Annotated in this window: 11 protein-coding genes; 6 read left to right on the top strand and 5 right to left on the bottom strand. The window is 74.1% G+C overall.

Features of this window, described 5'->3' with window-relative positions; translation table 11 throughout:
• Positions 1–48 precede the first annotated feature (48 nt).
• Complete coding sequence (locus SM418_RS32290; protein WP_371945095.1) at positions 49–1,152, top strand: cystathionine gamma-lyase; 1,104 nt, start codon at positions 49–51, stop codon at positions 1,150–1,152.
• A gap of 64 nt (positions 1,153–1,216) precedes the next feature.
• Here SM418_RS32290 and SM418_RS32285 read toward each other — a convergent pair whose 3' ends face one another.
• The 3 genes from SM418_RS32285 to SM418_RS32275 all read right to left on the bottom strand — a co-directional run bounded on the left by SM418_RS32285 (position 1,217) and on the right by SM418_RS32275 (position 5,997).
• A complete protein-coding gene (locus tag SM418_RS32285; protein WP_371945096.1) occupies positions 1,217–3,382 on the bottom strand; it encodes a DUF4132 domain-containing protein in 2,166 nt (721 codons plus the stop codon).
• 83 nt (positions 3,383–3,465) lie between these two features.
• A complete protein-coding gene (locus tag SM418_RS32280; protein WP_371945097.1) occupies positions 3,466–4,854 on the bottom strand; it encodes an FAD-dependent oxidoreductase in 1,389 nt (462 codons plus the stop codon).
• Between the two features lie 30 nt (positions 4,855–4,884).
• Positions 4,885–5,997, bottom strand: a complete 1,113-nt coding sequence (locus tag SM418_RS32275; protein ID WP_371945098.1) for an amidohydrolase family protein — start codon at positions 5,995–5,997, stop codon at positions 4,885–4,887.
• 98 nt (positions 5,998–6,095) lie between these two features.
• On the opposite strand from SM418_RS32275, the gene SM418_RS32270 reads away from it, so the two are divergent.
• From SM418_RS32270 to SM418_RS32260, 3 genes are all read left to right on the top strand, one after another.
• Positions 6,096–7,541: a type I glutamate--ammonia ligase gene (locus SM418_RS32270; RefSeq protein ID WP_371945099.1), complete on the top strand. Its 1,446-nt coding sequence runs from the start codon at positions 6,096–6,098 to the stop codon at positions 7,539–7,541.
• Positions 7,542–7,616: 75 nt separating this feature from the next.
• Positions 7,617–8,150: a CGNR zinc finger domain-containing protein gene (locus tag SM418_RS32265; protein ID WP_371945100.1), complete on the top strand. Its 534-nt coding sequence runs from the start codon at positions 7,617–7,619 to the stop codon at positions 8,148–8,150.
• A 59-nt stretch (positions 8,151–8,209) separates the two neighbouring features.
• Entirely contained in the window at positions 8,210–9,529 is a 1,320-nt protein-coding gene (locus SM418_RS32260) for an aromatic acid exporter family protein (RefSeq protein WP_371945101.1), read from the top strand.
• A 52-nt stretch (positions 9,530–9,581) separates the two neighbouring features.
• On the opposite strand, the gene SM418_RS32255 is transcribed toward SM418_RS32260, so the two are convergent.
• A complete protein-coding gene (locus tag SM418_RS32255) occupies positions 9,582–11,021 on the bottom strand; it encodes an LVIVD repeat-containing protein (protein WP_371945102.1) in 1,440 nt (479 codons plus the stop codon).
• A gap of 169 nt (positions 11,022–11,190) precedes the next feature.
• On the opposite strand from SM418_RS32255, the gene SM418_RS32250 reads away from it, so the two are divergent.
• Positions 11,191–12,720 carry a peptide ABC transporter substrate-binding protein gene (locus SM418_RS32250; protein ID WP_371945104.1) on the top strand — a complete coding sequence of 510 codons (1,530 nt, stop codon included), beginning with the start codon at positions 11,191–11,193 and terminating at the stop codon, positions 12,718–12,720.
• Here the strand turns inward: SM418_RS32250 and SM418_RS32245 are convergent.
• Positions 12,710–12,901 (bottom strand): hypothetical protein, encoded by a 192-nt coding sequence (locus SM418_RS32245; protein ID WP_371945105.1) that lies wholly within the window; start codon positions 12,899–12,901, stop codon positions 12,710–12,712. The genes SM418_RS32250 and SM418_RS32245 overlap by 11 nt on opposite strands.
• A gap of 41 nt (positions 12,902–12,942) precedes the next feature.
• Here SM418_RS32245 and SM418_RS32240 point away from each other — a divergent pair, with 41 nt between their 5' ends.
• Entirely contained in the window at positions 12,943–13,506 is a 564-nt protein-coding gene (locus tag SM418_RS32240; RefSeq protein WP_371945106.1) for a TetR/AcrR family transcriptional regulator, read from the top strand.

Here is a 13,506-nt window from a genome sequence, read left to right as displayed (position 1 = left end):
GTGGCGCTTGCGGGACGATGGTGAAGGAGATCTGTGAAGGAGGCTCGGGTGGAAGTTGGGGACGGGACGCTGGCGGTGGGGGCCGGGCGGCCGGGTGCGGAGAACTTCGCGCCGGCGCTGCCGGGACCGGTTTTCGCGGGGCACTACCATCTCGCCGGGGAGGCCAGCGGGCCCTACACATATGGACGCGACTCCAACCCGACGTGGACGTTGCTGGAGCAGGCGATCGGGGAGCTGGAGGGCGGGGCCGAGGTCGTCTCGTTCTCGTCCGGAATGGCAGCGGTGTCGGCCGTGCTCCTGTCGCAGGTGCGCGTGGGGGACGTCGTCGTCCTGCCTGATGACTGCTACCTGACCACGCGGGCTTTGAGGGAGCGGCTGGAGTCGTACGGCGCGGTGGTGCGGATGGCGCCCACCGCCGGGGACGCCCAGGCCGCGCTGGTGGACGGGGCGCGGCTCGTCTGGCTGGAGACGCCGTCCAATCCGGGTCTGGACGTGTGCGACATCGCGCGTGTCGTCGCGGCCGCGCACGCGGCGGGGGCGCTGGTGGCGGTGGACAACACGCTGGCCACGCCGCTGGGGCAGCGGCCCCTGGATCTGGGCGCCGACTTCTCCGTCGCCAGTGACACGAAGGCCCTCACCGGGCACGGGGATCTGCTGCTCGGGCATGTCGCGACGCGTGATCCGGGGTTGGCCGACGCGATCCGGCTGTGGCGAAAGACCGTGGGCGCGGTTCCGGGACCGATGGAGGCATGGCTGGCGCATCGGTCGCTCGCCACGTTGCAGTTGAGGCTGGAGCGGCAGTCCGCCAACGCGCTGGCGCTGGCGGAGGCGCTGTGGGGGCGGGTCTCGGGGCTCAGGTATCCGGGATCGCCGGACGATCCCTCGCATGAGGTGGCCGTCCGGCAGATGCGGCGGTTCGGCTGCGTCGTCTCGTTCACGCTGCCGAGCGAAGATGCCGCCGAGCGGTTCCTCGGGTCGCTGCGGCTCGTCATGCAGGCCACCAGTTTCGGCGGCGTGCAGAGTTCCGCGGAACGGCGGGGACGGTGGGGCGGCGACGCCGTCGAACCGGGGTTCATCCGCTTCTCGGTCGGGATCGAGGACACCGAGGATCTGGTGGCGGACGTCCTCCAGGCGCTCGAGAAGATCACCTGAGGGGCGCGCGGGCCCTCAGCAAAGCCTCGGGCGGCTCCGGGACGGTCCGGCGGAGCCGTTCCGCTCAGGGGACGGTCAGGCTCGTCAGGTCGGCGAGGAGTTCGGAGACGAGGACGGGGGCGATGCCGTCGAAGCCGTTCTCGATCACGCTGGACGGCACGTGGAAACCGGCTGCCCTGGCGACCCGGACCCGCTCGATCGTCTGGAGGGAGTCCAGGCCCGCATAGCCGACCGCGATGCCCGGATCGAGGTCGACCACGACGGACACGTCCGCGGCGAGCTCCCACGAGATCCAGTGTTCGATCCCGTTGTCCTGCGGTGCGCCGCGCCGCCAGGCGTTCCGGGTGAGACCGAGGAGCCGTCCGGTGGGGACGGTCACGCCCTCGAACCGTTCCAGCCGTCCGTCCTTCCCTTCGCCGTCGGCCAGGGTGAACACGGGACGGCCGAGTTGCGGGAACGGCTGGAGGATCTCGTAGTCGGCGAACACCTCCGACCAGGCCGTCACGTAATCGCCCAGCTCCAGAGGATGCGCGATCCGGGTGCTCGCTGATTCGGGAAGCTCCACCGCGTCGTCGTTCAGATCGGCGAGCGTCCGGTCCTCGGCGACCCGGAACGACCGGTCGCCGCTCAGCCAGACGAGGCGGCGTGCCAGATGCCGCATCAGCGGGTGCCGGACGAGGAACTCGCCGAACTCGGCGACCGTCCATTCCCGGCCGGTGACCATGGACGACTCCAGCCGGGCGACCTGGACGGACGCCACCGCGCGGACGTCCTTCTTCAGCTCCGCGAACCGTTGGTGCGCGGCGGGAGCCAGGTCGGGGGCGTCCTTCGCGCCGGGTCTGGGAAGCGACTTGCGCGGCCCGCCGTTCTCGTCCGAGACGGTGGGCTTGAGCTGCTCGTCGAAGCCCACGACGAATCGCCGCGGCCCGTAGTCGAGGGTCAGCGTGCCGTCCGCGTCCAGGCCGAAGTCGGGGACGAGGCGGTCGGCGAGCTGCCCGGAGGTCAGGCCGCGGCGCTTCGCGATCTCCTGGAGCTTCCGCTCCGCCGCCTCGCGCAGGCCCCTGTACCGGCTCCTCTGCGCGATCCCGTTCAACTGCGCCAGGGCGACGTCGCCGCCGATCTCGACCAGTGCCCCGAGCGCGTGGACGGCGCGGCCGTGCCCGCCGCCCTGCCCCGGCCAGTCCTTGATCAGCGGGGCGAGCCGGCGGGCGACGTCGTCGTCGCCGAACCGTCCGAGCGTGGTGAGGACGAACCCGCTGCGGTTCGTCAGCCCCGCCTCCCGCCATGCCTCGAACAGCGCCCAGGCGAAGGCGGCGAGCGACTCCGGCGCGCAGACCTCCCTGGCCCCGTCCACGACCGGCGCGACGTCGATCCCCCGGCTCTCCGGCACCGTCATGGCGAGCAGCAGGGTGCGGACCGCCTCCACCGGAAGTTCCCCGCCGTCCTTCAGCGCGGGCGGGGGCAGGCTGCCCGGGTCCAGCCACGCGGGGAGGGGCGGCGGCGTGTACGGAGGCTGGACGGGCGCGGCGGCGGGCGGCGCGGCGGCGAGGAGGGCCGCGACCGCGTCGGCGGCCTCGCCGCCGTGGACGCGGGCCGCCCCGACGACGTCCCCCTCGATGGACCGCAGCGCCTTCACCGCGTTGCGGCGCGGCCCGACGCGCTTGCCCAGCGCGTCCGGCACCAGGTACGGGACGGCCGCGAGGCCGTGCCGCTCGAACCACAGGCCGGCGAGGTGCTGCGCCGACTTGAGCCGGTACAGCCAGTCGGCCGCCAGGCGGGCGACGTCGGCGGACAGGAAAGGCAGCAGGACCGGCCCCGTCCCCGCCGGGTTCTGCTTGGCGAGCCGGAACGACACGTCCCACACGCCGGTCCCGAAACGCGCGACGATCGGCCGGAGCGAGTGGTCGAAGTCCCACGTCACCTCCGGCCGCCACGCGGCCAGCAGCGGGCGGGCGAGCTGCTCGGGCGCCTGCGCGAGGAACCCGGCCCGGGTGGGCTCGTAACCCATCCGGCCGTCCCGGAACTGCTCGGCGGCCTCCTCCCACTCGCCGTCCTGCCAGGAACCGTAGGGACGGGTCGCCGCCCATTCCTCGCGTTCGCCCGGCGCCCAGAGGATGGCGCGGCCGTCCGGCGGTTGGAGACCGGGAACGAGCACGGGCTCGCCGCCGGACGATTGCGCGGCGGGCCTGCGCGCCCACGGCGGCTCCAGCAGCGCCTTCGGCAGTTCCATGACGTCCTTCAAGTCGATGTCGCCGGGAGACCCACGCCCGGCCGATGAGGCCACACGTTAGGGGAGATCACCGACAAAGCGGATCAAGAATCGGAGCGCATGTCCGCCTCGACCGCTTCGGCGGCCTTGCGGGCGGCGATCAGGACCGGGTCCCAGACGGGTGCGAACGGGGGCGCGTAGCCGAGGTCGAGCCCGGTCATCTCCTCGACCGTCATGCGGTTCCACAGCGCGATGGCGAGGCCGTCGATCCGCTTGGCGGCGTTCTCCCGGCCGACGATCTGCGCGCCGAGCAGCCGCCCGGACCGGCGCTCGGCGATCAGTTTCGTCTGCATCGTGGTGGCGCCCGGGTGGTAGCCGGCGCGGGTGGTGGACTCGACGACCGCGCTCAGCGTCGCGAACCCGGCGGCGGCCGCCTCCCGCTCGTTCAGGCCCGTCCGCGCGACCTCCCACTCGCAGATCTTGGAGACGGCGGTGCCGACGACGCCGGGGAACGTGGCGTAGCCGCCGCCGAGGTTGACGCCCGCGACGCGTCCCTGCTTGTTGGCGTGCGTGCCGAGCGCGATCGCGACCGGGGCGCCGGACACGAGGTGGCGGTTCTCGACGCAGTCGCCCGCCGCCCACACGCGGTCGGAGCGGGTCCGCATCCGCCGGTCGGTGACGATGCCGCCGGTCGGGCCGACCTCGATCCCGGCCTCGCGGGCCAGGCCGGACGCGGGACGCACGCCGAGCCCGAGGATGACCAGGTCCGCCGGCAGCGTCCGCTGCCCGGTGCGGACGGCCGCGACGTACCCGTCCGGGGAGGTGTCGAAGCCCTCGATCTGCTCGCCCAGGTACAGCTTCACGCCGAGGCCGCGCATCGCGTCCGCGATGATCGCGCCCATGTCCGGGTCGAGGGTGCGCATCGGCTGGTCCGCGGCGTCCACCAGGGACACCTCCAGGCCGCGCCTCACCATCGCCTCGGCCATCTCCAGGCCGATGTAGCCGCCGCCCACGACGACGGCGCGGCGCGGGGCGCGGTCTTCGAGGTGGCGGAGGATCGCCAGCCCGTCGTCCAGGATCTGGACGCCGTGGACGCCCTTCGCGTCCGTCCCGGGCAGCGGCGGCCGGACCGGGACGGCGCCGGTGGCGATCACGAGGTCGTCGTAGGGTTCCCAGCGCTCGCCGCCGCCGTCCACGTCGCGGACGCGCACCCGGCCGCCGTCCGCGTCGATCTCGACCGCCTCGGTGCGCAGCCGCAGGTCGATGCCGCGTTCGCGGAACTGGGCGGGGGTGCGGGAGATCAGCTTGCCGAGATCGTCGACCACGCCGCCGACGAAGTACGGGATGGCGCAGGCCGCGTAGGACGCGTGGTGCCCGCGCTCGACGGCGACGATCTCCAGTTCGTCCGGGCCGCGCCGCCTGCGGGCCTGGGACGCGGCGCTCATCCCCGCGGCGTCGCCGCCGATGACGAGCAGGCGTTCACGTGCGGCCATACCGGTTCCTCCCCAAATGGTCACTCTCGCTCACAGACCATAGACGCGGCGGGCGTTGCCGGACGCGATCATCCCCGCGACGCGCTCGGCGTCCCGGGACGTCCACGCGCCGTCCTCCACCCCGCCGGCGAGGAACCCGGCGAGGCCGTTGCGGAACAGCAGCGCGCCCAGGTGGTACAGCTCGGCGAGCCCGAACGCGTCCGAGGAGTACAGCACCTTCCCGAACGGCGCCAGCTCCAGCAGCTCGGCGATCAGCGCGGGCGAGCGGTGCCCGAGGTTGTGGGTCGCGAGCCCGGCGTCGACGTACACGTTCGGGAGGACCTGCGCGAGATAGCCGGCGTGCCGGTGGAACGGGTAGTTGTGCAGCAGCATCGCCGGGACGGGGTCCATGGCGCGCAGCAGCTCGATCAGCAGCAGCGGGTCGCCGCGGCGCAGGTCGGCGTCCACGTCCCCGTACCCGACGTGGAACTGGACGGGCAGCCCGGCGTCGACCGCGCACCAGACGAGGAACCGGTGCAGGATCTCGTCGCAGACGCGCGGGCCCGTCCCGGCCGTCTCCGCCGCGAGCATCAGCTGCCCCGCGGCCCCCCGCACCTCCGCGTCGGACGGCCGCAGCCCGGACAGCTCCAGCCCGGCCCGGTAGGCGGCGATCGACTTGGCGCCCACCGCGCCGTGGCCGGCGACCCTGGCGCGCACCTCGTCCGCGAACCGGGACGCGTCGACGCCTTCGGCCGCCACCCGCTCGGCGACGGTCTCCAGCCGGACGATCTCGCGGGCCTCCGCTCCGGCGAGCCGTCCGAGGGCGTCCGGCCCGAGGATCGCCTGCGGGCTGTGACCGGTGTCCACGCACAGCGCCTCCAGCCCTGCCGCGGCCAGGAAGCGCCGGTTGACCTCGGCCGCGCCCAGCCCGGCGCGGCGCGCGAGGTAGGCGTCCGGCTCCGCGTGGGCGTCCAGGTCCAGGACGGGCGCGCACCAGCGCCGCAGCGCGAACCCCACCTGAGTGTCGAACATGCTCACACCGGGCGGTCCCGCCGTCTCCGCCTCGGTCAGCGACTCCTCGAACTCCGCGCGGCCGAGACCGCGGCCGAGGACGCCGTGGCAGTGGTGATCGATCAGCGCCAGCGACTCCAGGTACTCCAGCACGGCGCCCGCCTCCCCGAAACTAGCCGGTGTTCTCCCTACGATGCCCTTACGGGCCGCGCCCGTGTCCTCCGCCGCCACTCCGACCGGGAGCCAGCACCGTGCAACAGAACCCTGAGACCGCGCTCGGCGGACCCGGCCTCGACGCGTACGCGCTCGGCGGGCGCGACCGCGCGCGGCTCGGCGGCCGGGCCGCCGAGGCGGCCCGCAGGCTCGCCGGGGAGGGCATCGTGGCGGCCGCGCTGACCTGGGTGGACGTCAGCGGCATCACGCGCACCAAGACCGTGCCGGTGGAGCGGCTGGAGCACGCGGCCGCGTGGGGCGTCGGGATGTCCCCGGTCTTCGACGTGTTCCTCGTGGACGACTCGATCGCGTCCGGGCGGTGGATCGGCGGCCCGAGCGGCGATCTGCGGCTCCATCCCGTCCTGGAGCGGCTCGTGCCGATGGCGGCGCTGCCGGGCTGGGCGCACGCGCCCGCGCTCCGGTACGCCCAGGACGGCTCCGCGCATCCGCTGGACGCGCGGACGCTGCTGCGCCGCGAGATCGACCGGCTCGCCGGGCTGGGCTGGTCGGTGAAGGCGGCGTTCGAGATCGAGTGGGCGGTGTCGAAGGGCGGCGGGGACGAGTTCTCCCCCGCCTGCAGGGGCCCCGCGTACGGGATGGCGCGCGTCGTCGAGCTGGCCGGCTACCTGCGGGACGTTCTCGGGGCGCTGGAGAGGACGGGCGTCACGGTCGTGCAGCTGCACCCCGAGTACGCGGCCGGGCAGTACGAGGTGTCGGTGGCGGCCGAGGACCCGCTCGGCGCGGCCGACACCGCCGTCCTGGTCCGGGAGACGATCCGGGCGGTGTCGATGGAGCACGGCCTGGCGGCGTCCTTCTCCCCCAAGGTCGAGGCCGGCTCGGTGGGCAACGGCGCCCACGTCCACCTCAGCCTGTGGCGGGACGACACGGGGGACGGCCCCGCGAACGCGATGGCGGGCGGCTCCGGCCCGTACGGGATGACGGCCGCCGGGGAGGCGTTCGCCGCCGGGATCCTGCGCCGGCTGGCGGCGCTGCTGGCGATCGGCGCGCCGACGGTGGCGAGCTACCTGCGGCTCGTCCCGTCGCACTGGGCGGGCGCGTACGCGTGCTGGGGGCTGGAGAACCGGGAGGCGGCGCTTCGCTTCGTGACCGGCGCCGAAGGGGAGCGGGCGACCGCGGCGAACGTGGAGGTCAAGTGCCTGGACGCCGCCGCCAACCCGTACCTCCTGCTCGCCGCGCTGCTCGCGGCCGGACGCGACGGGCTCGGCGCCGGGCTGCGGCTCCCCGAGCCGGTCGACGTCGACCCGGCGGGGCTCGCCGAACAGGAGCGTTCGGCGCGGGGGATCGTGCCGCTGCCGGCGTCGCTGGCCGAGTCGGTCGCGGCGTTCGAGGCCGACGCCGTCCTGCGGGACGCGCTCGGCGAGGCGGTGATCGACACCGTCGCGACCGTGCGGCGCGGCGAGATCGCGCTGTTCGACGGCGCCACCCCGGAGCGGATCGCGGCCGCCACTCGATGGCGGTACTGAGCGCGCTCCCGCACCTGTAAGGGTTGTAAGCCCGATAATATTTACCGCAGCCGAGCGGGACCGGAGGCACGGGCGATGCGCACCACGGGGTACGGGAGCCACGGGGTGTCGGCGGCGGTGGCGCTGGTCAACGCCGCGACCGGCGAAGGCGGGGACGCCTCGGCCGAGGCGCTGCGCCGCCTCCTGCGCGAGAACGGGTTCTTCTGGCACGAGTTCGAGGACGCCGAAGCCGAGGACTTCCGCCGCTGGGGCCGGGTCCTGCGCCCGTTCTTCGAGGCCCCCCGGCTCCAGGACGCGACGGCGCTGCTGAACCGGCTCATGCTGGAGATCCCGATGCACCCGCACCTGTCCGACCACGAGCCGCACGGCCTGCACATGCACTACGCGCCGCCCTCGTCCCGGCTGCTGGACCGGTTCCGCGCGACCACGCTGATGAACCTCGCCGAGCTGGTCGTCGAGTACGGGCTCGGCAGGACGGGCGTCTGCGCCGCCGCCGGCTGCGACCGGGTGTACGCCGACACGTCCCGGGCGGGACGGCGCCGGTTCTGCTCGGAGGGGTGCGCGAACCGGACGAACGTCGCCGCGTTCCGCGCCCGCCGGAGAACGTGACCTGGCCCGCATTCGCGGCTTTGCCGCAATATTGCCGCCACGCGGGAAAGACACACGACATGTCACTCCCGTTCCACCGCCGCCGCTCCGACCGGGGTGACCGGGCCGGGCGCTCGCCGCTCCGCGTGACGACGGAGGTGCAGTCCGCGGCCTACCGCATCGCCCGGCTCACGCTCACCGCCGTGCTGGCGTTCCTGCTCGCGGTCGCCGTGCTGCCGCCGGGCGGGCCGCAGCCGCTGCTGTCGCCGCTGACCGCGCTGCTCGTCGTGCAGTTCTCCGTCGTCCAGACGATCAAGACGAGCATCCTGCGGGTCGCCTCGGTCACCGCGGGCGTGCTGGTCGCGGTGATGGCCGCCAGCACCATCGGGTTCTCCTGGTGGACGCTCGGCCTCACCATCCTCGCCGCGCTCGTCATCGGGCACGTCCTGCGGCTCGGCGAGCACGTGCTGGAGGTGCCCATCTCCGCGATGCTGATCTTCGCGCTGGGCGCGGCGAGCAGTTCGGGCGCGACCGAGCGCATCCTGGAGACCCTGATCGGCGCCGCCACCGGGCTGGCGGCGACGCTGCTGTTCCCCTCGGTGCGGGTCCGCCCGGCGGAGGAGGCCGTCCAGGACATCGCCGAGAAGCTGCGGGAGCTGATCGAGAGCATCGCGGACGGGCTGCGCGGCGACCGCGCCGACGGCGAGGCGGCCCGCTGGCAGGACGCGGCCGAGCGGCTCGCCCGGGAACTCAGCCATACCGACCGGGAACTCGGCGCCGCCGAGGAGAGCGTCAAGCTCAACCCGCGGGCGCGGCGGCTGATCGACGCCGGCGTCGCGCTGCGCAACGCCATGGAGACGATGGAGCACTTCATGCTCTCGCTGCGCGGGCTGACCCGGTCCCTCGCCGACGACGAGGGATTCGGCGACCGGGGCCGGCTGCTGACCGACCCGGCGCTGCGCCGCGAACTCGGCGACGCCCTCGCCGGCATCGCCGCGAGCATCGCGGCCTACGGGCGCCTCGCCCGTTCCGACCTGGCCCGCGACGCCCGGCCCTTCCTCGCCGAGCACGACCTGGAGATGCGCGTCGACGTGGCCCGCGAGCGCCGCGCCCGGCTCACCCGCGACCTGCACGCCCGCGCCGCGGCCGGGGACCTGTGGCCGCTGTACGGCGAGGTGTCCATGGACATCGACCGCCTCATCGAGAACCTGCGCGTCGAGCACCGGGCCCGCGCCCGCGAGCACTGGCGGCGGCACCGCGGCCCGTCCCGGCACCTGCCCGCCCGCCCGGTCCGGGCCGTCCAGCAGGCAGGGCACCAGCTCCGCCGGGCCGCCGGGTCCGCCGTCCAGGCCACCGAACGCGGCGCCCGCGACCCGGGCGACGCCGAGGACCACCCCTGACGTGCAGAGGACCCGCCCCTGGGAACGGGACGGGCCCCTGCGCGAGCGGCGGTCAGCGGAAGGTCGGCTCCAGGACGTCGACGCCGCGCGTGTTGTCGGCCACGTAGACGTACTTGCCGTGCCAGTACGGCTGCCAGGACGCGGCGTCCGCCGGCCGGTAGTAGGCGACCTGCCTGGGGTTCGTCGGGTCGCTGACGTCGAGGAACCGCGTCCCCTGCGAGTAGAACGACTGGACGAGGATGCCGTCGCGGACGTCGAAGTAGTGCGCGGAGCAGTCCGTGCTGGCGGGGTCGCTGCCCTCCCTGCCCGCGACGCCCCACGTCCCGACGGTGTGCAGGCGGAACTTGTTCTCCGGCGTCGAGCGCCAGCCCTCGCCCTTGTACGAGCCCTCCAGCGACGCGATGACGAGCAGGCCGTCGTTCGCGCAGCCGTCGTTGAAGGTCTCCTCGGTGACGTACAGCAGCTTGCCGTCGCCCCACCTGCGCGGGTCGGCGGCCTGGTTCCGCGTCCGGCCGACCGCGCGGTAGCTGTTGTGCATGAAGGTGGAGTTGGTGGTGGCCTCGTCCAGGCCACCGCCCGCGTACGGGACGGGGTCGACCGCGGTGGCCCGGCGCCACTTCTTCTGCACCGGGTCGTAATGGCGGCCCGCCGTGTAGTAGCCGCGCACGCCGCCGCGCCCGGACGCCCAGGCCACGCCGTCGGAGTCGACCTGGATGTCGTGCGTGTAGTCGGTCTTGCCGTCGTTGCGGCCGGTGTCGATCGGGTCCTTGTGGACCTTCGGCCTGGCCGGATCGCGGACGTCGGTCACCCAGACGGGCCGGCCGCCCCAGTCCGCGGGCATCCAGTCGGCCTTGGCGGGGCCGCCCGTCCACAGGTACCGGCAGTCGTTCACGCACGTCGTGGTGTGCCCGGCCGGTACCTGCACGTAGGTGATCTGGCGCAGGTCCTCCGGCTTGGACGCGTCCACGACGTAGATGCCGGACTCGCCGGTCCGGGTGTTGCCGCCGAACGCGCGCGGGTCCCGGGACAGGTAGATGATCTTGCGTTCGGGGTCGAAGTCGGTGTCCTCGGTCTCCCACATGCCGGGCATGTTCAGCTGCCCGACCAGCTTGGGGACCTTGGGGTCGGCGGTGACGTCGTAGGCCTTCAGCCCGAACTCGCCGGTCGCGTACATGATCGTCCGCTTGTGCCGGCCGTGGCCGTAGTCCATGAACATCAGCGAGATGGCGCCCTTGGCGTCGGACACGCCGCCGACGCGCCGCACGCCCTTGATCGCCTCGGACGCCTCGGCCGTCTTGGCGTCCGCGCGGTGGTAGTGCCCGGCGTGGCCGCCGGTGCCCTCGCCCGCGGCCGCGGCCGCCTGCGGGGCGTCGGCGTTCTCGGGCTCGGGCGGGCAGGCCCAGGCGGTGCCGGCCATCAGCGCCGCGGCCGCCGCGACCGCCGCACCGCCCTGGATCAGGCGCCTGGCGGGGCTGGACGTGCGAGGGAGCATCGCGCCTCCATGGAAGAAGATCTTCGCAAGCGCCAGTGTGACCGCGCCGCCCAGCTTGATCAACAGGCGGCTCGGTCACGAAATGGACTCAGCACCGTAAGGACTGGTGGGCCCTGACGTCCTGCTCTACGCTCACCGGCGTCGGCCGCCCCCTGCTCCCGGGAGAGGCATGAGGAGTTCCACCCGCACCGCCGCCCTGGTCACCGGAGCGGTGGTGGTGCTGCTGGCGCCCGTCGCGGCCCTGCGGGCGTGGAGCGAGCCGGCCGATCCGCGGATCTCGGTGGGCGCGCCCGCCCCCGCGACGCTGCTGCCCGGCGACGTCCGCGAACCGGCCGGACGGATGATCGCGAACGCGGTGTGGACGGGGCTCGTCTCCTACGACCCGGGGACCGGCGCTCCCGGCAACGCCGCCGCGGCGTCCATCACCAGCCCGGACCGGCGGGTCTGGACGGTCCGGCTGCGGCCCGGGGCGACGTTCCAGGACGGCTCGCCCGTCACGTCCCGCTCGTTCACCGGCGCCTGGACCGCCGTGCTGCGCGAAGGCTGGGCGGGTGCGCGGCTGTTCACCGAGGTCGCGCACGTCAAGGGCGCGCGGCGGGGCGCGGAGACGGTGGCCGGGCTCAAGGTCGAGGACGAGCAGACCTTCGAGGTGACGCTCGACCGCCCGCTGAGCGGCTTCCCGGCCCTGCTCGGCGACCCCGCGTTCTTCCCGCTGCCGGACAGCGTCCTGGAGTCGCGTGATTGGGCTGCCTACGGGCGCCTGCCCGTGGGCAACGGCCCGTTCCGGGTGGCCTCGCGGAGCTCCCGGGAGATCGTCCTGCAGCGCCGGTCGGGCCGGGGACGCTCCGTGGTCGTCAAGGCGATGCCGGACGCGAGGGTGCAGTACAACGCCGCCGCAGCGGGTGACCTGGACGTCGCCACCCGGGTCCCGCCGGACCGGCACGAGTCGATGGACGCCGACTTCGGCGGCCGGCACCTCGCCGTCCCCGGACGGGACGTCACCTACCTGGCTTTCCCGGCCTGGGAGGAACGGCTGGCGTCACCGACCGTCCGGTCGGCGCTGTCGATGGCGATCGACCGGTCCGCGGTGATTGAGGGGGCGCTCGGTCACCAGTACTCCCCCGCCGATTCCCTGATCGCGCCCGGCATCCGTCCCGGCCACCGCGAGGGGCAGTGCCGGTTGTGCGTGCACGACTCCAAGGCCGCCGCGGCGGCGCTGGCCGACGCGGGCGGGCTGAGCGGGCCGCTGAACGTCTGGTACGAGGCGAACCGGGGCGACGACGCCTGGGTGAAGGCCGTCACCGACCAACTCCGTGAGGAACTCAAGCTCGACGCCCGCCCGCACCCCGTCGCCGACCTGCGCAAGGCCGGGGACGATCACGAGGTGGACGGCCCGTTCGTCATCCACACGACGGCCGCCTACCCGGCTCCCGTCGCCGCGCTCGCCCCGCTGCTGGACGCCGGAACCGGGTTCGACGACGCGTACACGACCGACCTGGTCGCGGACGCCGAACGCGCCGCCGCTCCCGAGGAGGGAGTGATCCCCGCGCGTCTCGCCGAGAGCGCGATGCTGCGCGACATGCCCGCGCTGCCGCTGTGGTCCGCCCACGATCATCTGGTCTGGTCGGAGCGGGTGCGCGGCGTCACCGCCGGCGCCTTCACCGGCCTCCGCCTCGACCGGCTGACCGTCAGGAAGTGAAGGGCGGCAGGGCGCCGACGAGGGCCGGGGCCGTGGCGGTGACGAGCATCGCGCCCAGCCCGGCCATTCCGTACGGAACGCCGAGGCCGCCTACGGCGAAGCCGGGCACCATCGCGGGCCGCGACCCCGTCCGGTAGGCGGCGGCGAGCGGCAGCACGGTCAGCAGCGGCCCGGCCGCCACTACATTGAAATCTATAGACCGGTCGGTCTAGTGTGGTCGCCATGGCACCGCGTGGAGAGACGAGAGAGCGGGTCCTGCGGACGGCGGCGGAGCTGTTCCAGCGGCAGGGCTACCACGGCACCGGGCTGAACCAGGTCCTCGCGGAGAGCGGGGCGCCGAAGGGGTCGCTGTACTTCCACTTCCCCGAGGGAAAGGAGCAGCTCGCGTCGGAGTCGGTGGCACTGTCCGGCCGGACGGTCGGCGACGCCCTCGCCGAGGTCGTCCTCGCCGCGCCGGACGGGCCGGCGGGCCTCGCGGCCCTCGGCGACTACTTCGCGCGGAACCTGCTGGAGTCGGACTTCGGCAAGGGCTGCCCCGTCGCGACCGTGGCCCTGGAGACGGCCGCCGAGAGCGAGACGATCCGGGCCGCCTGCGACACCGCCTACGGGGAGTGGCTGGGCGGTCTCCGGGTCGCGCTCCTCGGCTGGGGCGTGCCCGAGGAGCGCGTCGGGCCGCTGGCGACGCTGGTCCTGTCGTCGCTGCAGGGCGCCCTCATGCTCGCCCGCGTCCAGCGGGACGTGTCCGTCGTCCACCAGGTCACCCGGCAGCTCGCCGGCCTTCTCTGA

This window comes from Actinomadura chokoriensis, assembly GCF_041463665.1.
Taxonomy (GTDB): domain Bacteria; phylum Actinomycetota; class Actinomycetes; order Streptosporangiales; family Streptosporangiaceae; genus Spirillospora; species Spirillospora chokoriensis_A.
Note: the sequence above shows the minus strand (reverse complement) of the source record. Positions and strands in the feature narration are given on the sequence as shown.

Excerpts from the sequence above, each read along its gene's own strand:
- SM418_RS32260 (WP_371945101.1), top strand. The coding sequence starts at position 8,210 with ATGTCACTCCCGTTCCACCGCCGCCGCTCCGACCGGGGTGACCGGGCC.
- SM418_RS32240 (WP_371945106.1), top strand. The coding sequence starts at position 12,943 with ATGGCACCGCGTGGAGAGACGAGAGAGCGGGTCCTGCGGACGGCGGCG.
- SM418_RS32285 (WP_371945096.1), bottom strand. The coding sequence starts at position 3,382 with ATGGAACTGCCGAAGGCGCTGCTGGAGCCGCCGTGGGCGCGCAGGCCC.
- SM418_RS32250 (WP_371945104.1), top strand. The coding sequence starts at position 11,191 with ATGAGGAGTTCCACCCGCACCGCCGCCCTGGTCACCGGAGCGGTGGTG.
- SM418_RS32255 (WP_371945102.1), bottom strand. The coding sequence starts at position 11,021 with ATGCTCCCTCGCACGTCCAGCCCCGCCAGGCGCCTGATCCAGGGCGGT.
- SM418_RS32280 (WP_371945097.1), bottom strand. The coding sequence starts at position 4,854 with ATGGCCGCACGTGAACGCCTGCTCGTCATCGGCGGCGACGCCGCGGGG.
- SM418_RS32265 (WP_371945100.1), top strand. The coding sequence starts at position 7,617 with ATGCGCACCACGGGGTACGGGAGCCACGGGGTGTCGGCGGCGGTGGCG.